The sequence below is a fragment of the Pseudomonas sp. Emmai genome (assembly GCF_055179735.1).
In genome coordinates this window covers 7,087,784-7,108,917 of record NZ_CM143685.1, presented here as the reverse complement: position 1 = coordinate 7,108,917, position 21,134 = coordinate 7,087,784, and the positions used below count along the sequence as shown (strand labels likewise).

The window sequence follows — 21,134 nt, the reverse complement described above, 5'->3', positions numbered from 1 at the left end:
TTATCTCGCTGCGAAGGCTGAGAGCACATGGCCCAGCCGTTCGTTCTGTTCAGGGGTGATTTCGCGACCGGCACCATGGCCGGCGTTGTCCATCGTGATGTAGGCCAGGCCCGAGAGCCAGTCGCCCAGGAACCGCTGCGCCTGGTTCGCCGGTTGCGCCGGCAGCACGGGCACCTGGCCCGGGCCGATGTCGGAGTAGAACGAAAACAACGGTGCCTTGGCCCCGGCGCGGCTGATCGGCCGCTCGCTCACCGGTTTCTGGATGTAGCCGAACCAGGACACGAAATCCCGCAGGACCCGTTGCACTTCCAGGACCTGGCGCTCGACCAGTTGATCCCTTCGCGCGCCGCTTTGCGCACGCTTGAGCACGGCACGGCTGAGTTGCCCCGGCAGGTCCTGGCGGTAACCGGCGGTGATCAGTTCGTCGACCACCGCTTCGAGCAAGGCTTTTTCCAGGCCCAGCAGGTTGAGCAGGCTTTGCCGGGTGGTCAGTTCACGCAGGTGCGCGATCCAGGCCTTGAACGCGGCTTTGGCAAAGCGGTGTTCGTTGCTTTGCAGTTCCGGTGCCGGGGCGCCGGTCTTGCTGCTGGGCGGTGTGTCGTGGCCCAGGTCGTCGCCGAAATCGAAGTCGAAACCGGCGTCATTGCCGTACAGGCTCTGGTTTGCGGTCGGAGCGACCGGTTCATCGCTGGCGGCGGATTCGTCCTCGGTTTCGTACACGCCGCTGAGGTACAGGTCGCGTACCTCTTCGCTCGGCATGTCGAGTTGATCGATGAACTCGCCCAGTACCGCCGGGCGACGACCCAGGCCTGACAGAATCATCTGCGCCTGGGCTTTCTTGGCGGCGGCGGCGCCATCACCGTCAGCGTGATACCAGGTGCTCAGGCCGTGGGTGGTCAGACCTTCGAGGCACTCGTCCAGTTGCTCGCGGATGCGTTGCAGTTTGAAATCGATGTTGGCCACGCCCTTGAAACTGCCGCTGAAGTGGCTGATGCCACCGTCGTCGTTGCGCAGCATTTCCTTCCAGGTGTTGGCAGGGGCGTTGATGTGTTTGCACACCAGTGCGTTGCTCGCAAAACTGCTGCCCAGGGCATCGATGCGTTCTTGATAGCCGGCATTGATCCCTGTTTCGGCGCCGCTGGCGTCCTGGCCGATGAACGCCGCATCCATGCGCGGTTTGCGCACCAGGAAGGTGTTCTGGAACGGCGTGCCGGCCCAGTCGTTCATCCAGCTCAGGCTGCCGAAGCGCTCGAGCATGGTCAGCTTGACCATGCCGTTCCAGCTCTCGTCGTACTGATCCGGTGTCAGGCTCAGGGAGTTGGTGATGCGCAGGTCGAGCATGGTCAGCGCCCAGATCAGGCCGGTGCTGCGTTTGCTGCGCGCGGCGGCGTCGGCGCCCTGGGTTTTCTCGATCCAGCGCGTCAGCACCGGGCCCACGTCGTTGACGTCGCTCTGCTTGGTCGAACCGGTGCACACCACCAGCGCGTTCATTTCCTGGTTGTCGGTGTAGCGTTCGAACAGGTACGCGACCTTGCCGCGCAGGATCAGCTGCGAGACGGAATTGTCCTTGGTCGCGGATTCCGGGTCGTTGGAGTCGGCGATTTCGTGCAACTTCTTGCGCCCGCGATAGCCGGGGAAGTCCAGCAGATCGACCTGGTTGACGATGTCGTCGGCCGGGGCTTCGATCAGGCAGAAGGTCATTTCGGCGGTCAAGGCCGCCAGTTGCGCGACGGGAATGCCCTGGCTGTTTTGCAGGCGCCCGTCGATCCGGGGCCGCACGTCGATCGGCAAGTCCCGCGGGCTGCCGAAGCGTTCGAGGATGTCGACGTTCATGATGCTGTCGCGCTGGCTGTAGGTGTCGTTTTCGAAACTCACCAAGGCCTTCAACGGTGCGAACACGGTCTCGGGCAGGCCCAGCTTGTGCAGGGCGCCGGCCAGTTGCTGGTACACCCGGGTCAACTCGCTCTGTTCACCCCAAAGGATGGCGAACAGTTCGGCGCGCTCCTGGAAATTCAGGCGGGGTGCCAGTTGCAAGGCCTTCGGCCAATACAGGTGTTCGAGTTTCTTCACCGAGTTGCGGAAGTTGTCCCGCAGGTAATCCCACAACGACACCAGGTCGTCAGCGTTGACCCCGGGCTGGATCGGCCCGTTTTCCCGACCTTCGAACGGCTTGAGCACACGCTGGATGCGTTCTTCGTCGATCTCGTAGGAAATCCGCTCCAGATCGAAGTCCTTGAACCAGGAATTGGCGAGAATCTTCGCCAGTTCGATTTCCTTGAACAGTGTGAGCTCGACCGGAAACTGATCGTCCGTGCTCGGCGTGGCACGACGGCTGAAGCGCGTCACCAGACCGGTGGCTTCCTTGCCGCCACCCACCGGGTTGATGTGCTTGATGAAGTCCAGGCGCTGGCCGCCGTAATGGGTTTCCAGCTTGCCGTTCTGCCCGGCCGCGAGGGCCGAGATCAGGTAGGACTTGCCTGCCTGGGACAAACCGAAGAAGCCAATGGTCATCGGCGTGCAGGCCACGCGACCCAGGCTGTGGGCCAGGTTGCGGGCGCGGTGCAGGCGGATGTTCAGGTTGTCGGCTTCGCTGTCCAGGCGGGGCGCGTTGACGCGCGTCTGGCCAATCCATTCCAGCGCCTGACCGGCACCTTCATAAACAGCGGCCCAACTGGCAGAGAGCTTTTGTTGATCGGGGGTCAGGTCATTCATTTGCGTTTCACACTTCCACTGTCGAGCCAGTACTTGGTCTCGCTCAGGCCGGCGTCGAGCATGGTGTTGAGTTCCAGCTCGAGGTCGCTGCGCGGGTTGAAGTTGACGTTGTTACTGTTGGATTCGATGTCGCGTACCGAGAGGCGGTCGCTGACCAGATCCTGCTTGCGGGTGTACTTGTCCGCCGGTTTCACCTCGAAGCGCACCTTGAGCAGCGGCGCGCTGCCGTTTTCACCGACCGCGCGGGAGAACTTCTCCCGGCCGGCTTTGGTAAAGCGCAAGGTGTACAGCGGCGAGGCGGCCCAGCGGTCGGCGGCCAACTGGCGGAAACCGAGGCGCAGGTCGCCGCGCATTTCCAGTTGCGGCGTGTCGGCGTCGTCGCCCGTGCCGATTTCCGGCAGCTTGATTTTGTAGTCTTCGGATTGGATGTCGCGGTACAGCACGTCGGCATCCTTGATCACGTTGTTCAGGTCGATGACGCCGATGTGCTTGACCGTCGAATACGGTTTGAGCGCCGAGGAGCGGAAATAGAAGTTCGGCACGCTGTGGTTGGCGCACAGCAGGCACAGCATCGCGCCGACCGACGCGGTGCTTTTCGGGTCGTCGATCCGGCCATTCTTGTGGAACGGATACCAGCCGCCAGTGCGGTAGTTCTGCAACGCCAGAATGCGCCCCGGTGGCAGCGGCAACACCTTGCGGATGAAGGCCTGGATGCCGGGCAGGCGCGAAGGGCGGCCGGTCAGCAGCAGGACGTCGCAGGGGTAATGCGCGACCACTTCACACAGTGCGCCGAGGATCTTGGTGATGTTGATCTGATCGTTGAGGAACGCGGCGTGGAGCTTTTGCAGGTCGAAGCTGATCGGCGCTTCATACAGGTCGAAACCGCTCTGGCCGCCAACATCGCGGCGTACGGCGGCGTTGACGTAATCGAGCACGGTCTGGCTGATCGCGTTGTCACCCAGCAGTTGGCGATAACTTTGCGGGCTGACTTCCTGCGGCACTTGCGGGTCGTAATGCTCGTAGGCCTTGAGCAATGCGAGACCCAGCGGCGAGAACACCTGCAGGTTCAATTGCTGGCGCAGGATCATGTCCTGGGCGCTGACCGATTCATCGCCGCACAAGCGCGACATCAGCGAATCCGGGGCCTTGACCCCGGCGTTCTGCAAGGCTTTCTCGAAGCTCGGCAGGATGAAGTCCTGGATCACGTCCAGCAGGATGTCGTCGCCAGCGACTTTGAAACCGTCGCGGAAACGCTGTTCCGGCACGATGTGCACGTTGCTGCCGCTGCCCGTGTTGCCGGCGCGGTCGAGGCGGTAGTCGGTGATCACCAGGTCGGTGGTGCCGCCGCCGATGTCGATCGTCGCCAGCGTGATGCGCTCGCGGTCGGACTTGTCGGGGCGCGCGATGGTGTCGAAAAACTCTTCCGGGTGACCGGCGAAGTTCTCGTTGACCTCGGTGTACAGGTACACCAATTGGCCGCAGGAGGCTTCGTCCCATTCGACGCGGATACTCGGGATCGGCGTGCGCGGGCTGATGGCCGGGTCCTGATGCGGATCTTCCTCGCCGGCATGCCAGCCGAGGCTTTTCCACACCAGGCCGATGGCTTGCAACATGCGTTCGTTGAGGATGCTGCGTTCGGCCTGGGGCATCCCCGGCGGCACGGTCAGAGTGATGCTATTGAGCTGGCGCGGCGAACGGGTGTGACCCTGGCGCGAGCGCTGGGCCGGGCTGTTGATCTGCGACAGCGCCTGGGCCAGGACTTCGGCGAGCATGAAGGTCATCAGCGAACTGCGCGAGTAACGGGGCATGAACACCGGCAGGCGATCGTCTTCTTCAAGGCTGTAGAGCGCCTCGCCGGTTTCATTGATCAGGTGCGAGAACGGCGCCGCCGTGGCGTACGGTTCGTTGTCGGTCTTGATGTACGAGCAGTTGAAACGCCAGCCGTGGCCGTAGGCGTTTTCGTCCCACAGGTAACGTTTCGGGCTCGACAGCCCGGTGGAACCTTCGGTGCCGCGACGGCGGCTGGCCAGGCGGCCAGCCTCATTACCGACCCGGGCGATGGTTGCCCACTGGAACGCATCGTGGCGGCCACTCTTGACCGAGCAATGGTCCTTGCCGAAATTCGCCTGGGCGAATTCCACACGGCTTTCGAACGGTTGGTTGTAGGTGTGCTCGGGGGTGATCAGGTCACGTAGTTCCAGCACGTAGTTCTGCTTAAGCCCGGAGCCGGCCTGACCGTGGTTTTCGATCAGGATGCCGCAGGTGCGAGAGTTGCCGACGTCCAGTACCAGGTCCACCAGGATCGGCTTGACCAGGCCATTGCTGTCGTTGGCGACCACTTTCAGTTCGGGGATATCGACCTTCGGCCGCGCCGTCGACTGCGCGGCCACTGACGGTTTGCTCAACAGGCTCAGCAAATTGAGGTAGTGCGCCAGGTGATGGTTGGCGCGGATGTCGATGTCCAGCTCTTCCCGGGAGCGGTGGGCGTTGCCTTCGTTGAACACTTCGAGCAGCCATTCGTTGACCCACGGCTGGGACAGGAACCAACGGGTTTCGCTGGCTTTGGTCGCCAGTTTGAAGGACACGCCGGAGCTGATGTCTTCTTCGTTCGGCGCCAGGTAGGCGGTGCCGTCACGCTTGGGCATGACGCGGCTGTCGAAGGCCATGGTCAGTCGGTGGGTGTTGCCGTCGATATCGGGTGTGGCCAGTTTCACCAGGCGCATGCGCGACCAGTTGCTCGGGCCTTCGTCGAAGCGGTACGGCGGCATGAAGCGGAAAAACGGGATCGGCAGCCAGACACCGTCGAGCAGCTCCAGGCTGCTTTTCATGTCGACGCTGAACGCCGGTTTGGCCTTCTCGACCTTTTCCGGTTCGGGCTCGTAGAAGTAGAAGTCTTTCTCTTCGTTGTACATCAGCCGGCAGATCAGCCCGCTGATCATCGGCGCGAACTCGCCCGCCGGCTCCTTGCGAGGATCCAGGCGCAGGGCGAAATCCATGAACTGGATACCCGTGTCGCTGACCAGGGTGACGGTGTCTTCGAATTGGGTAACTTCAGGCAACATGTCAGGTTATTCCGTATTTATTCGCCCGCTTGCCGCATGGACATGGGGAATTGATCTTTTCCGTAACCGCCGGTGCAGTCCGCGACCGTAGTCGCCCCTTTGCGACAGTTGACCTTGGGCATGTCGTAGGTGCTGCCATCGCCGCACACGGCCTGGCCCTGGCTGTCGATGGCCAGACTGCCCCCCTTCATGGCGGCGGTGACCGGGCCGCTGCATTTCGAGCCGTCGGCCTGGTGCACGGTGACTTCGCCTTTACCGTCCTTGAACTGGTATTCCAGGCGCAGCGGCTTGCCGGTGCGGCGGTCCTGAATGCCGGCGCCCGCGCGGTACTGGCCATCGAGGAAGTCGGCGGCACCGTCGGCGGCGTCCGGTGGAATGCTCAGCGCCGGGCCGGGTTTGGCGGCAGCGGCTTTTTCCGCGTCGGGCGGTGTGACGGCGGGCGGCGCAGTTTTGTTTTCAGGTGGCGTGGCCGGGGCTTCGGCTGCCGGGTCCTGGGTGATGTCGGCAGGCGCAGCGTCCGCCTCGTCGCCTTCGACCGCTGGCGCTTCCACACCGTGGGTGCCTTCCACGGCAGCAGCGGTGGAAGAGCCTGCGACGGTGCCGGTCACGGGAACGCCATTCAGCGTCGTGGCTGTGCCGGTCAGTTGTGGTTCTTCCCGTTGGTTATCTACCGGGACGAGGCCCGTTGGCAGCAGATCAACCGCCACCAGCGGAATCGGCACGCAACCGCGCAAGCCGAGCAACAGCCACAACAGCAGCAGCAAGAAGGGCAGCAGCAATAGCCACCACCAGCGACGCCACCACGGACGAGCGATCACCACCGGCACGACAGGCGCAACCACCGGCGCTTCGACCACCGGTGGCAGGGTGAATACGGGCGGAACCGAATAGAGGCAGTGCAATGGATCGCGATTGCGGTCGGCACCGGCATGCTCGAAACCCCAGAAAGTCAGCACCGGTTTGCCTTGCACCAGGTAAACGAAGTTTTCGTCGGGGAAATGAATGACGCGCTTGAGCAACTTGCCGAACACGGCTTTATCGCCTTGCTGCTGTTCGGCCGGGTCAGTGCCCAGGAAACGCAGGCTCAACTCGTCGAGCGCCGTCTTCAGGGCTTCCAGTTGGCGACGGGCAGGCGCGCGCTCCTCTTCGGTGGCGCTGCTCCACGGGATCACATCGCCGTCGAGGCCGCTGTACCAGTCGATCTGGTTACCGAGTTCATCGCTTTGAGGAATGGCCAGGTGATCGACCAGCTCGGGGTTCTTGCGGCGAATGGCTTCGCGCAATTGCAGGGCTGCCCGGTAGACCGGTTGACCTGTTTCGCCCAGGGCAGTGAATGACCCGCTCTTACCGCTGCGTAATAGTGCCCCGCGCATCCAAACTCCATATGATCCGTTGCGCAAAATGACAGACAAACATGTCTGTACTTGCTCCTGCATTTAGCTGGCGACCTTAATGTCATTATGATGTCGCCGTCAATCAGTCGATGGTCCAAAACCGTTTGAGACTAGTGCAAGAATCAAGAGGCTGCTTGAGGTTGATGTGTATTTGCTGGGGAGCGCCGGGACGTGTGCATTTTTTAACCTTGCTGAATCGTTTCATCAGCGCTATAAAAAATACACAAATCCAAGAAAGGCTTCCCCCATGACCCCGCTCAAACTTGTCATCACCCTTGGCGCGCTGTCCGCCGCTTCCCACGCCATGGCCTGGGATTACGTCCTCCTCGACACCGACAAAGCTGCCCAGAACTGGCAAATCACCAGCCAGCAACTGGGGGTGAAAACCGACAAACCCTTCTCCGTGACCCTGCGCACCTTGCACGGTGGTCGGCAGGAGGGCGTCAGCATCGTCGACATCGACAACGGCACGCTGAAACTCTCGGTGGTGCCGACTCGCGGGATGAACGTCCTGCAAGCGTCTGTAGGCAATGTGCGCATGGGTTGGGATTCGCCGGTCAAGGACGTGGTCAATCCGTCCTTCATCGAACTCAATGGTCGCGGCGGCCTGGGCTGGCTGGAAGGTTTCAACGAACTCGTCGCCCGCTGCGGCTACGAATGGGTCGGCCACCCCGGCCTGGACAACGGCGAACTGCTGACCCTCCATGGCCGCGCCGCCAACATCCCGGCCAGCACAGTCACCCTGCATATAGATGAAAAGCCGCCGTACGCCATCAGCCTGCGCGGCGAGTTGAAGGAACAGGCGTTCAAGAAAGTCGATTTCTCGGTGCATACCGAACTGGTCACCGAGCCCGGCAGCGTGGCGTTTGCCCTCAACGATACCTTGACCAACAACGGCGACTATCCGAAGGAGTATCAGGCGCTGTACCACAGCAATTTCAGCACTCCGTTCCTTGAACAAGGCGCCCGTTTTGTCGCACCGGTGAAACAGGTTTCGCCGTTCAACGACAAGGCCAAGGGTGACTTGCCGGACTGGCAGACTTACCGTGCGCCGACCAAGGATTACGACGAAACGGTTTACAACGTCGTGCCGTACGGCGACGCCAAGGGCGACACCCTGACTGTGCTGCACAACAAGGCGGGCAGCCTTGGGGTTTCGGTGGGCTTCAATACTCAGCAGTTGCCGGTGTTCTCGTTGTGGAAAAACACCGATACCCAAGGGCAGGGGTATGTGACGGGGCTGGAGCCGGGGACGAGTTTCTCCTACAACCGTCGGTATCAACGGCCGCTCGGTTTGGTGCCGACGATTGGGGTAAAAGAGCAGAAGCAGTTCCAGATTCGCTATAGCTTGTTGGCGGATAAAGGGGCTGTGGATAAGGCATTGGCGCGGGTGAGTGAGATTCAGGGTGGACGGGCGACTGAGGTGAGGCAGGCGCCGTTGGTGGATTTGTCCAAAGAATAAGCGGCCTTACGAGATGAGCGGTGGATACCTGTTTCCGCTGCTCATTAAAGGGCTAGAAGGGGAGTCTCATTTCTGAGGCTTGTGCAGCGTCGAACAGACGCCGGACGAAATCGAAGTCATTCCAGGTTTGGTTGGTATAAAACCGGTGTTCCTTATTTCTGATCTCATCGATGTAATAAATGACGTACTCCGCATACTTCTCATCGGCGTTGAAGCTGTAACGCAATGAAAGAGAAAATTCCTTTTCTTTGAGTTTCACAAACGAATTGTTGTCGTCGTAACTCCAGGTGAATTCACCCCGCTCCGTTCTCGCGGTGAGTGCTTTGATGAAATCGAAAAATCTAGGCGGTAGCATATTGGCGCCCTCTGGCTGGATTAACTTTTTCTAGGTTTTCTTTAATGTTTTTAAGATTGTGATGAAGAAGGATTCTGACCGGCTTTTCGAGCGGGGTGGTTGCCGTCGCGAAAACTCCTTTTCTGATACTGATTTCTGTTTCTCCAAGGATAGTGTCAATCCTTTCGAACTCCTGACCTGTACCGGGTATTTTGGCAAACAGAATCCTGAAATGCTGATAGCACTTCAGCGCCAATGGGTAGTTTTCGGTGTCAACATAACCTGCTGTTTCATTGAGCGTCGCAATGCATTCACTGACGGCTGAGGCGCCCTCTACGGCTTTTGCGTCCTTGAGTATTCTGTTGGCTTCTGCACTGATACTGCGTGAGTAACGAACAGTGTGCAAAACTTCAGATGTTGAAATGATGAGCGCGACGATCGTAATTACAGTGCCAATGTAGGAAAAGTTATTCAGGGTGGTCGGGGAGCCAACAACAAATTCCTGCTGTAAGAGCGCCGCCCATACGATAGCAATGCTTAACAGGCAATAAACAAATCTGATCCAATGACTTTTTAGTAGATCCATGTATTTCTGATGCTCCCTGTAAATAGTGATCTGCATAAATTATTTGCGGTGATGCCCATTGGTTATGTTGAGGCAGGTCGATATTGCAACGCTTCCGCCAAGTGCTCGCGGTTGATCCCGTTAACCTGTTCAAGGTCCGCCAACGTACGGGCGACTTTGAGCAGTCTGTGAGCCGCCCGCAGTGACAACGTCAGACGTTCGCAGGCGGATTCCAGCCAGGCTTCATCGGCTGTGGATAACTTGCAGTGCCGACGCAAGCCCGGCAGATCAAGGAAGGCGTTGGCGCAGCCTTGGCGTTTGTGTTGCCGTTCCCGTGCGGCGGCGACCAGCGCTGCGGCGGTGGCGGTGTCATCACCGGGTTTGGGCGAAGGATTCAACGCCGTGGCTTCCCGGGCGACGGTCAGGTGCAGGTCGATGCGATCCAGCAGCGGGCCGGAGAGTTTGTTGCGGTAGCGCTGGACCATGTCCGGTGTGCAACTGCATTTGCCGCTGGGTTCGCCAAGATATCCACAGGGGCAGGGGTTCATTGCGGCCACCAGTTGGAATCGTGCCGGGAAGCGCACTCGGTCCTTGGCACGGGATATCACGATGTGGCCGGACTCCAGCGGCTCCCTCAACACCTCCAAGACTTTGCGATCAAACTCTGGGAGTTCGTCGAGGAACAGCACGCCATGGTGGGCGAGGGTGATTTCGCCGGGTTGCGGTTTTGAGCCGCCACCGACCAGCGCCGGGCCTGATGCGGAGTGGTGGGGTTGGCGAAACGGGCGTTGGGGCCAATGACTCAACGGCATACAACTGACCACTGATTGAATCGCCGCGACTTCCAGCGCTTCCGTCTCGGCCAAGGGTGGCAACAGCCCTGGCAAGCGGCTCGCCAGCAAGGTTTTTCCCGTGCCTGGCGGACCGCTGAACAACAGGTTGTACAAAGTTACAAAACATTGTCGTGTTCACGCCGGAAGAGCTGGAAGCGCTCAAGGGAGCCACATGGGAACAGCATGTACAGCTCGTGCCGCCCAAGCCGGAAGGGTGACTGGTAGCCGTCCGTCGCTCAATTCAAAATATATCTTGCATTAGCTACGCGCTTATGCTTGACAAATCAATGCTTCCATGGTAAGATAGTATACGAATTAAAGAATTTTCCTACGCGCTTCACCCTTCCAGTTTCAAACCAATTTTCGCTACACCCAACCGGACAGCCGCCAAGCTGAATTCCGGTAAAGTCATTTCCAGAATCACCCGCACCAGTCCAAGCAACTTGCGATGGGTGTTGTTGTAGGCCGAGGCTCACCACAAGCCTCTCCAATCGCATAAGCAAGGCGATGGCCACTACTTGCCAGACCAAGACTGCAATGTCTCAAGGATCGCCTGACAGGGGCGGTGGTTGAACTCTGTCACCATTTTAAATTGCCGGTGAACTTGCTCAGCTCCTAAACTTTGGGAGTTCATCGCCATAGACAGACGTGATGAATCTGTCGGTGTTGCCGCCTACAGCACAACCGGGTAACCGGATAGGCACTATTTAAATGCAGCCTCCTTCACGGCTAACCTTTATCGGGTACGGCGTTATTGTCTACCCGATTTCTTTGGCGTGAAGGTCGTTATTCTCACCAACTTATTCTCACATCCCCAAGACATCGGAGGCCATATGGCTTTAACCGTCGTAAGACCGTGCGTGGTCTGTAACACACCAATGCAAACGCAACGAGCATCAAAACAAACATGCAGCCACAAGTGCTACATGCAACAACATCGCGCTTTAAAGCGTGAGCCACCAGCAACACTACAACAACAAACCCAAAATGAAGGAAGCAAAACCATGAGTCAATTGTTTCAGCCAGATGCAGCGCATCTAAAACGCCTACAAGACTTCGAAGTAGGCCAGTACAAAACCCGCACCCAATGCAGCATCGAAGGCCGAGAACAGCTCGGCATTATGGAAGAGTTCGACGTGCAAGGGCTCCAACAAACCTTGGATAAGTATGTTGAGTTGGTGGGGCTTGGCTATTCGGCAACCGGCGAAATTGCCCATCTTCCCAAAGTAATTCCCGCCCCTACCGTCGATTTTGTAATCCTGTCACTACGTAAGCCAGAGGCACAAGTGCAGAAGGATATCGCCGAGATCCTGGCCCAAGTGGAATCTGAATACCTTGCCCGCTTGGAAGCAGAGAAAGCCGCTGCTGTAGCGAAAGAAGTTGAGTCGCTTTTGGCCGCAACTCGCCGTAAGCAACAACAAGCCGAGTTGGATGCCAAGGCAGCCAAGGAAGCCGAAGAATATGCCCGAGTTGAAGCCGAAGTAAGACAGGCCCTTGGCCTTGGAGACCAACAATGAGAAGCCGCTTTGATACAGAAGTTGATAAACAGTTGGATATGGCGTGGGCCAAGATGGATTTGAATGCAAAGCTCTACATTACCAAGGCCCAATACGACGCTACGGTACTTGAGGCTTTTATTGAAGGTGCTCGTATTGCACTCAGTCTGCCATTGAATGAATTCGGAGGTGCAGAATGACTGATAAAATCGATCCGAGCACACTATCAGGAACTGAGTTGATTCTACGTGAGAAGTACGCAAAAGATACACTTGCTACAAGCTCTCCAGAGCCCACTACAGCAACGGTAACTAAAGAGGCTACACCAGTAGATGAGGAAGCATCTGAAGAGGATGTAGCGGCCTTCAAGAGAGCCTCGGAGCTACTTGAACTAAAAGCACGTGCAGCCGAGATTGTTAAACTTGCAAAACAAGCCAAATTGACTAAAGGAAAACAATGACAGAGAGCGCTACACCGAAGGGACTGAAAAAAATCCCGCAACACCACTCACTAACAAAAATGACCGGCCATCCAAAGATTCGTATGTTCACATGTGCGCTTGGGCAATGGCTTCGTAACTATCACGGCTTCGATGTCGAGTTTAATTACCGCTGGGTTCGTCACCAAGACGGGAGTTTGTATTTCGCTCTGTCTGGCTCTCGCTCGGTGCAAGCTGTATTCGCCGATTACCTCACCAACAACAATGGCGATTACTTCACCGATGCAACCGTTACCCAATACGGACGTAACGCAGCAGCATTCAACCGTGCATTCGACACCATGTTGAAACTGAAACACGGTCGTGGGGCTTATGGTGAGCGAGTATGAGTGTCCATAACGAAGAGATTGCACGCCTAACGGGTAAGTTGATCTTTAATATCAACGCCACACCGTTACAGCGCTTCCTGTCGATGTTGAAAACTGCTGAGGCTTCCATGGCTCGCGTTGGCAAAGAAGCTCAACAAATGCAAGCCAAGTTGAACAAGGCTTTTAACGTATCAAGTAAAGCTGCCATTGCAGAAAAGAACAAGCTCGATGCTGCTGTGACGAAATCCCAAAGCAAGGAGCTGGCAACACAACAGAAGATCGCTCGTCTACAGCATGCACAGAACACCGCTGCTATCAGTGCACAGAAGTTGGTGGCAACTGGACAGCGCGAAGAAGCTTATCTTCAGAGTGCATCTTTGAAACAGCAGGTAACGCAAGCCGTGCTCGCTGCTAAACAACAAAAAACGCAGCAAGAACTACTTAAAACAAAGTTGGGTGAATCCAAGATTCAAGCTGCTTCGGAACAATCACAAATCCGCCAAGCTCGTTACGCCAAGGTCTTGCAAGAGCGTCACGCTCAAACTGTAAGACTTCTACAGCAGCAAGCGATGCATCAAACCAAGTATCAACGTGCAGAACTTGCGTTAAGTAATGCTCGCGCCAGTGGGATTAGACAGGCCGAACGCTACAAGGCTTCTAAAGTGTCAGCCGCTGCCCGTGAAGCTCGCGCTGCTGAAAGACACCAGATTCAAGGTCAACGCTTCTCAATGCAGCAAGATCGCTTCAATGCGTGGAAGACTCGCCGGCCCGAGCCCGAGAGTACAGGCTTCGGTAGTCTCACCGTTGGTCTGGGTGCCGCTGCTGCTGGGATCTACGGTTTGGTATCTGCCATTAGTTTCCTAAACGAAAGAATCACCAAGCGTCAGGAAACAGCGGCTGATACCCAACAATTCGACAATGCCCTTTTGGCTGCTGGTAACAATGACAAAGAACGAGCACGGATCAAAGAGGCTTACATTGCCAACTCAATGGAATTCGGGATGCAGATTAGTAGGGAGAGCGCCGTAGCCTATTCGAATATGGTGCAGGGGTTCAGAAGTCAGGGCCGTACACTGGAAGAGGCAATCCAGTTGCAGAAAGACCAAGCCGCCGTTTTCCGTATTGGTAATTTGGACAAGACACAACAGTACAGCGCTGCCTTGCAGCTCAATCAGGGTTAATCATTAGCTCCGTGCATTAGAAACAGTGCAATGTACATTCCTCTAATTCGGTGAAACTCCCTCGTGGACAATACCGAGCTAAGCCCAGTGATGGGAAAGTGTAACGACTAGCCGAAAGGCGTACACCCAAGCGGGTGGAAATGGGGAAGACCGTAGTTCGATAGAACCGGTCAAGAGATAGTCTGGTCTGCATGGCAACATGCAGCAGTAGCAACGCTACGGGGGATGCTTTGCGAGCATCCTTGAACACTAACGTATTCAAAAGACCGATTCCTTGGCCAAGATCTACGCCCACTAACTGACGCCCTCGGTACACGCTTAACAACGATCCTCTACCAAGCAATTGGTAAAGCTCTTGGTTACAAGGGTGACCAGAAAAAGCTCGCTGGCTTCGTATTGGAAGCTCAACATGATGGCAAGGTTAACGGTGCGATGGTCCAGCAGGGCATGCGAGACATTGTTGCTCAATCCGCAGAACTATTGGAGCGCCATAAGCACAGTTTGGATGCTCAGGCTGTCCGTGTAGAGAATGACCAGTATTTGAGAAGTGAAGGAATCAACAAAGACCCCGAGCTGATCGAAGCGTTGGGTCAGCGATTGGATGCCGAAAGACAACTGATCGCAAGTGCCACCACATTGCAGGAAGGTTTGAAAAATCTCGATATGGGCTTGGTCAAAGTTAATACTGGCATGCTTCGCTTACTCGCTGGTAAAAACGCCGATGATTCGGTAATGACTCCGCAGGAAAAGGCTCAGCAAGTTGCAGCGGCTGGATTCCCTGAGGGTGTGGCTATTGATCCAAGTGTCATGGGTGGAGGGCCTAAACCATCTACTGGCGAGAAAGTGAGAGATCCAATCAGCATGTTGTATCGCTGGCTCACTAACACGCCTGATTACGAAGATGGGCCGGCTAATAAACCCATGCTGGATTGGACGCTAACCAGCACGTCAGGTCTCAAGTTCCCACCTCTGGACTTGTCCAAATTTGGTGTTGATCCTGAGAATATTGCCGATGGCCAATACAGACAGTTTCGCATGCCTCGCGAGTACACATCCGAAGATATCATGCGTGGGGCGGAACAACGTCAGCGTGAGAAACAACCTGCTCCAATGCCGAATTGGCTATTGCCCGGCGATTTGAACAGCGAAACTATTAACAAGCCTGTTGAAAGCAAAATCGATCAGTCACATACAGAAGTAAATAACAATGTGACCGTGAATATCACAGCACCTCCCGGCTCTGACGAACAGGAAGTGGGGCGTATTGTCCGTGATGAACTTGGCAAGGTGTTGCAAACAACTCGTGCCAATCAGAAAGAGGTGGAGTGATGAAAGCTGTCATTCAAGCGATCATGTTCTGTTGTGTGTTGCAAATGGTGGTGGGGGCAATCTTCACCACTTACCTTTTCAATCATGCCAGCGCCGTATCTGAGCAATACACTGACAATGCGCTTCGACTGCAATACAACGTGCTACAGGTGGAGCGCTCGCAAGAGCGCGAAGACCTTCATACATGGATCGATAGACGTATAGAGCTGCGTTTATCTCAACTTCCCAAGGAGCGCAAACAATGACATACGATGAAATCACCCACCAACAAGACTACATGCAAGCTTGTAGAGAATATCTCGCCGAACAATACGGTGAAGCTGTTCCACTGCAATTGCCTTCTACAGTGGAAACACTGTGGAATTCAATCTTGTCAGGTGCAACAGAAAAACTCGCCCAGCTTCATATCCTGAGTGATCACCGTCTACCACCACCAAACACGGGTAATCAACAATGATGCAACTTTACACAACTGCAATGGGGGCGGCGAAAGCCGCTCACTACTTCTCCCATCTTCTACGACGCCCTGTAACGCGCCATATGGCCGTTAGCAGGTATGGGGCGCCACTCTGGGTGGTTTCGTTAGATGACGCCTCCCACAGCGCATTGTAGAGGCTTGTATTGGTAGTTTGATTGGGTGCAACTACCAGAGTGCAATATCCCTTGACAAAACAGGGTCAACAGGCGTATAAAGGCGACTCTTTCCAGCAGTCCGAACCGACCGTTCTCGACCTACCCACAAGGTAACGTCAGGCGGCGGTATCGTGCTGTCTGGAATTTGACTCTAGCATTTGCACCGGATAGCCACAGGGGGGAAATTCCACTATGTACACAGGGGAAAATCCCCTATGTGCAGGGGGGAAATTCCACTACTAGTTATATTGATAATAATTAGAATGAAAGTAGTTAGATTGAATGCTCTGTGTGAGTCCGCTCACTACGTTCGCTGCACCGGGTGCACCCCTCTAGGTTTTCTTGCACCTACAAAGCAGAAGAGCTTTTTGTTCTGTGTGAAGAATGGTGATTGGTCGTGCAAGGATCATCAATCAACGGTGCACACACCCTATAGAAGATGTATTGAGTTCACATCGGTCATCCTGACCCCTGTGAGATATTACCGTGCAAGGAGAAGAAATGAATATTCAGTTTCGTCAACACAGTCGGGAATGGCTAAAGACCGGTAACGGTAATGGTGGTCCCAGTGCAGCAGCTCGTGTTGCACAGATGATTGAGATGATTGCCCTCTACCGAACTGGGGCATTGGAAGAATCCAAGTTCCTAGAACAAATGAAAAACCTATAATCGAAAATACGAGGAATACGATGACCGAACAATTTTGCAAGCTTACAATTGAAATGATGCGTGCTACACACTGGGTTAGTAAGACAACTGGTGAGCACTTCAAGCTTACTGCTACACAGAAAATCATCTGGGTGCATATGTGCAGTCGCCACGAACTTTTCCGCTCACTAGGTAAGTTATGGTTTGACGATCAAGAAGACATTGCCAAAGATACAGCGTGCGACGTTAGCACGGTGAAGGAGTTCATCAAGCTGTTGGAGAATCATGGGTATATGATTGTTGAGCGTAAGAAGCTACGCGGCTTTGTACACTCTAACAGTTACAAGATAGTTGCTCCGCTACAGCTACATAATAAGCATGCCTCTACTGTCGCTCCAGAGCCAATTACAGATGGTATAAAGGATGTACGTGCAGCATTGGTAGTCTTGGAGCCTAGCGAGCCCACAGTGACTTCACAGGAGGTTGTAGAGCTGCTAGCTCCAGTCTTTGAGAATGTTCCGCTAGAGGCGTATATCGACAAGCCACCAAAGGCGCCTGTAGTTGTCCTTGAAACACTCCAAGGCTTCGCTGATACATTGGATGAGGAGATTAAATTTCATGTTCCCGTACTGCCAAAGGGGGCGGGTTTTGGTTCAAGCGAGTCCGACCCATGGTGACAGCTGGCGGTATCAGTTCCTGGCCCTACGGTGTAGGGCCAACACTGTTTATTCAGTCTTCTACGCTGTCGATGGCGAAGTTTATGAATGCTGAACAGGTAATGAGCATGAATCGTGCATCTGCTTTGGTTAGTTCCGAGTTCTCCATCAGAGCGTGGCGTATGCCGTCGGAGTCATTGGTGTAACCGTATAGCGAAGAAAACGCTTTCTTGAGCGCCGGATGCAGTTTGTGACTCTTCTCCAGCACCTTTAATGCACCATCTAGAGTCGCTGAGGGCACGCCAACCAATTGCTTCGCCAAAGACTCAACAGCGCTGATGCTCTCCTTGATTGAGTTCCGATAGTCCGGATTCTGTCTATCAGTGAGCATTCCCAGCGAAGTTTGAAGATGCGTTCTTACGCCAGCGTACTGGTCAGAGCCAGAAATAGCTTGTTCAATCTCTTCGATCTCATCGTTTGATGTGATTGGAGTCACTTTTCCAGAAACAAAGCGATATGCTGAGTTCTCCCTTTCGAGAACCCTATTAAATTCCTCGACGAGGATTTGGGCAGAGCCCCTGTAATTCAGGCTTACCACAAACTCCAAAAAACTATATACGCGATGCCACTTCATCTTGAAGTAGTTCTCCCGTATAGCTTTTTTGAATTCCGACCACTTATAAGGAATGGTGTCTACCGGAACTTTATGGAACTCGGAGAAAACCAGCTCCGCAAATTCTTGAAAGTTTGACCCGCGCAGATTATCCGGATAATGCACTTTTGGCCGTATAAATCTTGCGAAGAGATTTAGAGTTAATACATTCCACAATGCATTCTGCAATGCAGGATCGATAGTATCGACTTGCGCTACCTTGATAGCTGTAGTTAGCCCCATTCGTTGCGAGAAATCCATTGTCACCATGGCACCCCATCTTTGATGTCAGTCATCGCCTTTAGCGAATCATCGGTGTGAGCATTGTACATGCTGGCAGGGAGGCCATTGGCGTTCTGCTGCAACCTCACCCATAACCCCGAATAACTACCCGGAAACCCCACGTAAACAATGCTCCTATCGCTGGTTATAATCACGTGCCCGGTTAGACCAGTGGCCTATAAGTCAGTGTTTCCGGGGCTTGGGCTGAAACCGGGTAAGCCGGTTTCTGTGAGAGCGATGCAATTTCACCTTTATGCATAAAATCGTCAGTTTTGAGCTGAAATCGTCATTTCTTGCATAAGGCCCAACCCCACCCCCAGCCAGCCACGAGCTGAGCTACGATTTCCGCACCACCCATCAAGGACGACCACCCATGACCACCGATAACACCACCGTTGCCGACGTGCTGGAATTGCTCACCCTGAACCAAGAGGCCTTGAGCGCCTGCATCGAGGAACTGGCCTTGCATCTGCTGGGTACTGGAGCAACGGAGTTGCACGCCAACATCACAGGCGCTCTCACCCGACTGGACACAAACGCCGATGGCATCGCCAGTGCGATCAGGCTTCTACGTGGTCACTGAACTTGTACCGATAGGCCCGCCCTTGGGCGTACCGAATTGGCTATAGCTCAGGCAGTACCGCTAATCGGGTAGTTTGCCCTGTACCTAAATATCGCTTTTCAGACCCTAATCGGTACACCTATAATCGGTACATCCAAAACGGTATAGAAGGGGTTGAAATGTTCATACGTGCCTACTTGAGAGCATCCACAGATTCACAAAATGCTTCACGTGCAAAAGAGCCATTGATTCAGTTTGCCGCTGACCATGGCCACAAGATCGCGGCTTTCTACACAGAGAACGAATCGGGCGCCAAGCTCGCTCGGCCTGAGCTGTTTCGCCTGCTGGACGATAGCCACGAAGGTGACGTGTTACTGGTAGAAGGCATCGACAGGCTGTCACGACTCACCCCGGATGATTGGGCAAAGTTGAAGACCATCATTGCAGCCAAGAAGGTGACAGTTGTATCCATGGACCTGACCACCAGCCACGGTGCGTTGAAAGCCAGCGACGGTATGGATGATTTCACCAAGGGCATGATTGCCGCCGTCAATGGCATGTTGCTCGATATGTTGGCTGTAATCGCTCGTAAGGACTACGAAGACCGCCGCCGTCGTCAGGCTCAAGGGATCAAGACAGGGAAGGAAGCGGGAGTCTACACAGGCCGTCCAGTTGACGAGAAACTGCACAAGCGCATCAAGGAATGTCTCGCCGCTGGCATGAGCCTACGCAAGACAGCAACGACTGTGGGTTGCGCTCTGTCTACGGTGCAGAGAGTCGCGAAGTAACGTAGTTTCTGACAGCCCATTAGCCCGCCTTGAGCGGGCTTTGTCGTGTCTGGAGTCCGTGCAAGCTGAGTCGTTTGCTGGTCTGAATCAAGCTCAGAGAGCGGCCTAGGGTGCAGGGTTATTTCTATAAAGCTGGCGACTGGACAAGGGTGTAGAGGTGAGCGTTAAACAGCGCGGCTGGTTTTCCAAAATCTCGCCAGCCTTATTTTCCAGCCATGGATTCCAGTCGCCAGAAGAGTTACACCTTGTCCGGCGAAAAAATTGGAAATCCTGAAAACTCGCCTTATTCCTGAAAGTGCAATCTTCTATAACCTTTGCTTCTTATAAGTAGCGCTATCACAGGAAATACATAATTGCAATAGGGTGGATTGACTTTTTTTCATCGTTCGTGTAGTATTGCCTCTCAACACATACCACCGGGCTCACAGAGCCTCAAGGAATTGCCTACCGAAACGAACTAACAGGAGACCCCTCTCGTATGAAAGCCCGCGCCCGCAAATCGCCTCCCCGTACACCCAGCCCCACGCCTGTAATCATTCCTCCGCACACGCCATCGAACACCCCGCCGAACACCCTCGTACACGCCATTGGATTAGTGGTGGATTGCGTCACCGGTGACATCCTCGGTTACGACAGCAAGCCCTCTGTTTACTCTTTGCCTACCGGTTACACCGTGCCAGTTTCTCGCGCCGGTCGCGCCGATGAATCAGGTTGGCTGTTCGATCCTGAGTGGGATAGAAAGGTGGAAGGCTTCGCCGAGCCTGACGCCGAGTCAGAGGAAGAGGAGGGATCGCCGCCGCCGAGTGAGAAGGAAGGACGCCCACCGAGGGTTTTTTATAATGATTGGGCCGTGTACATCGCCCTTGCCGTCGATAGAAAATTATCTTGGCTTGATGATTTTATTTACGGTGCCTGCTACGTCTGCGCTGGCGACAGTAAAGGCCGATTGAATGTCTCGCCAAAGAATGTCCGGAACGTATGCCAGCTCTCTATCGTCAGCACTGTAACGGTGAGGACCGTAGCTAAAACTCGTAAGCTCACTCGCGTCTCCACGCGCCAAGCTCAGCGCATGGTGAAGGCTGCAATCTTCGCTGTCAGGGGGATTGAGCTTTACTTGGAGCGCCATCCGGGGGAGCTGGAAAAGCTTATGCCTGAGGTCGCGGATCACACATATGACGTAGCGTATGCAGAGGCTTATCGCGAGGCGATGGCAGCGGTAGACGCCGAGTCGGATATCTTCGGCGACAGCTATTTGCCAGGACGTACAGGTGCAGTAGAGGCACCGCTTGCACAGGTGCGGCGCCCAGTCAGTTACCGTAGAAAATCGTTGTATCGGAGAAAATATTCGCGCAGCTTTCCTTTGGCTGCATAAGTCGTATCGTCCCGATTTCGGATCAGCCCACCGGCCAATACAATAATATCAATACACATCAAAGCTTTTGCTTTTGACCTGCTACACCGAAGGTGACGTGCAAAGATTGTCAGCGGACGCTGACGGGTTTACACCTGAATGCGGACGCATTCGTTTATGCACCCAAGCTAAAGATCAAGGGCAGAAACAGAGCTGGATTTTTGTAGATATTTTATTTATGTCGAGGTACATCCGCGAGGATGGCGGCGATACCACCACCGCGAGCGATAGCGGTGCTACTGACGCTATTGTTCTTTGGATCTTCTATATCCGTCGTTAAGTCTGAGAGGTGCGGTTTACCTACCTATAGCCCGAAGATTTCGCGCT

General features: G+C 55.1%; 20 protein-coding genes and 1 pseudogene. 15 read left to right on the top strand and 6 right to left on the bottom strand.

Annotated elements, in window-relative coordinates:
- From ACY4LX_RS32740 to ACY4LX_RS32730, 3 genes are read right to left on the bottom strand one after another with little or no spacing between them, the layout of a single operon-like run.
- Complete coding sequence (locus ACY4LX_RS32740; RefSeq protein ID WP_149659506.1) at positions 1-2,712, bottom strand: putative virulence factor; 2,712 nt, start codon at positions 2,710-2,712, stop codon at positions 1-3.
- Complete coding sequence (locus ACY4LX_RS32735) at positions 2,709-5,774, bottom strand: virulence factor SrfB (protein ID WP_463258839.1); 3,066 nt, start codon at positions 5,772-5,774, stop codon at positions 2,709-2,711. The genes ACY4LX_RS32740 and ACY4LX_RS32735 overlap by 4 nt, the downstream gene beginning before the upstream one ends.
- Positions 5,775-5,791: 17 nt before the next feature.
- Positions 5,792-7,147 carry an SrfA family protein gene (locus ACY4LX_RS32730; RefSeq protein WP_463258838.1) on the bottom strand — a complete coding sequence of 452 codons (1,356 nt, stop codon included), beginning with the start codon at positions 7,145-7,147 and terminating at the stop codon, positions 5,792-5,794.
- 268 nt (positions 7,148-7,415) lie between these two features.
- Between ACY4LX_RS32730 and ACY4LX_RS32725 the strand changes: the two genes are divergently transcribed.
- Positions 7,416-8,630 carry an aldose 1-epimerase family protein gene (locus ACY4LX_RS32725; protein WP_463258837.1) on the top strand — a complete coding sequence of 405 codons (1,215 nt, stop codon included), beginning with the start codon at positions 7,416-7,418 and terminating at the stop codon, positions 8,628-8,630.
- A gap of 341 nt (positions 8,631-8,971) precedes the next feature.
- On the opposite strand, the gene ACY4LX_RS32720 is transcribed toward ACY4LX_RS32725, so the two are convergent.
- Positions 8,972-9,550: a hypothetical protein gene (locus tag ACY4LX_RS32720; RefSeq protein WP_463258836.1), complete on the bottom strand. Its 579-nt coding sequence runs from the start codon at positions 9,548-9,550 to the stop codon at positions 8,972-8,974.
- A gap of 62 nt (positions 9,551-9,612) precedes the next feature.
- Positions 9,613-10,473 (bottom strand): annotated as a pseudogene (locus ACY4LX_RS32715) (YifB family Mg chelatase-like AAA ATPase); the annotation flags it as partial.
- Positions 10,474-11,288: 815 nt separating this feature from the next.
- On the opposite strand from ACY4LX_RS32715, the gene ACY4LX_RS32710 reads away from it, so the two are divergent.
- From ACY4LX_RS32710 to ACY4LX_RS32665, 10 genes are all read left to right on the top strand, one after another.
- The gene (locus ACY4LX_RS32710; protein ID WP_463258835.1) at positions 11,289-11,879 is read left to right on the top strand and encodes a hypothetical protein; all 591 of its coding nucleotides are present in this window, start codon (positions 11,289-11,291) and stop codon (positions 11,877-11,879) included.
- Entirely contained in the window at positions 11,876-12,058 is a 183-nt protein-coding gene (locus ACY4LX_RS32705) for a hypothetical protein (RefSeq protein ID WP_463258834.1), read from the top strand. Before ACY4LX_RS32710 ends, ACY4LX_RS32705 begins: the two co-directional genes overlap by 4 nt.
- Entirely contained in the window at positions 12,055-12,318 is a 264-nt protein-coding gene (locus tag ACY4LX_RS32700; protein WP_463258833.1) for a hypothetical protein, read from the top strand. Before ACY4LX_RS32705 ends, ACY4LX_RS32700 begins: the two co-directional genes overlap by 4 nt.
- Entirely contained in the window at positions 12,315-12,686 is a 372-nt protein-coding gene (locus ACY4LX_RS32695; protein ID WP_463258832.1) for a hypothetical protein, read from the top strand. Before ACY4LX_RS32700 ends, ACY4LX_RS32695 begins: the two co-directional genes overlap by 4 nt.
- A complete protein-coding gene (locus tag ACY4LX_RS32690; RefSeq protein WP_463258831.1) occupies positions 12,683-13,846 on the top strand; it encodes a hypothetical protein in 1,164 nt (387 codons plus the stop codon). The genes ACY4LX_RS32695 and ACY4LX_RS32690 overlap by 4 nt, the downstream gene beginning before the upstream one ends.
- A 396-nt stretch (positions 13,847-14,242) precedes the next feature.
- Complete coding sequence (locus ACY4LX_RS32685; protein WP_463258830.1) at positions 14,243-15,175, top strand: hypothetical protein; 933 nt, start codon at positions 14,243-14,245, stop codon at positions 15,173-15,175.
- Positions 15,175-15,420 (top strand): hypothetical protein, encoded by a 246-nt coding sequence (locus tag ACY4LX_RS32680; protein WP_463258829.1) that lies wholly within the window; start codon positions 15,175-15,177, stop codon positions 15,418-15,420. The genes ACY4LX_RS32685 and ACY4LX_RS32680 overlap by 1 nt, the downstream gene beginning before the upstream one ends.
- Entirely contained in the window at positions 15,417-15,632 is a 216-nt protein-coding gene (locus tag ACY4LX_RS32675) for a hypothetical protein (RefSeq protein WP_463258828.1), read from the top strand. Before ACY4LX_RS32680 ends, ACY4LX_RS32675 begins: the two co-directional genes overlap by 4 nt.
- A gap of 677 nt (positions 15,633-16,309) precedes the next feature.
- A complete protein-coding gene (locus ACY4LX_RS32670; RefSeq protein ID WP_463258827.1) occupies positions 16,310-16,477 on the top strand; it encodes a hypothetical protein in 168 nt (55 codons plus the stop codon).
- Between the two features lie 20 nt (positions 16,478-16,497).
- Positions 16,498-17,133, top strand: coding sequence for a helix-turn-helix domain-containing protein (locus ACY4LX_RS32665; protein ID WP_463258826.1), 636 nt, complete (start codon positions 16,498-16,500; stop codon positions 17,131-17,133).
- Between the two features lie 52 nt (positions 17,134-17,185).
- Here the strand turns inward: ACY4LX_RS32665 and ACY4LX_RS32660 are convergent, their stop codons facing one another.
- Complete coding sequence (locus ACY4LX_RS32660; RefSeq protein WP_463258825.1) at positions 17,186-18,034, bottom strand: AbiJ-NTD4 domain-containing protein; 849 nt, start codon at positions 18,032-18,034, stop codon at positions 17,186-17,188.
- 385 nt (positions 18,035-18,419) lie between these two features.
- Here ACY4LX_RS32660 and ACY4LX_RS32655 point away from each other — a divergent pair, with 385 nt between their 5' ends.
- The 4 genes from ACY4LX_RS32655 (at position 18,420) to ACY4LX_RS32640 (ending at position 21,087) form a co-directional block, all read left to right on the top strand.
- The gene (locus ACY4LX_RS32655) at positions 18,420-18,629 is read left to right on the top strand and encodes a hypothetical protein (protein WP_463258824.1); all 210 of its coding nucleotides are present in this window, start codon (positions 18,420-18,422) and stop codon (positions 18,627-18,629) included.
- A gap of 158 nt (positions 18,630-18,787) precedes the next feature.
- On the top strand, positions 18,788-19,396 hold the full coding sequence (locus tag ACY4LX_RS32650) for a recombinase family protein (RefSeq protein ID WP_463258823.1): 609 nt from the start codon (positions 18,788-18,790) through the stop codon (positions 19,394-19,396).
- 478 nt (positions 19,397-19,874) lie between these two features.
- Positions 19,875-20,768 carry a hypothetical protein gene (locus ACY4LX_RS32645; RefSeq protein ID WP_463258822.1) on the top strand — a complete coding sequence of 298 codons (894 nt, stop codon included), beginning with the start codon at positions 19,875-19,877 and terminating at the stop codon, positions 20,766-20,768.
- A gap of 73 nt (positions 20,769-20,841) precedes the next feature.
- Entirely contained in the window at positions 20,842-21,087 is a 246-nt protein-coding gene (locus tag ACY4LX_RS32640) for a hypothetical protein (RefSeq protein ID WP_463258821.1), read from the top strand.
- Positions 21,088-21,134: the final 47 nt, after the last annotated feature.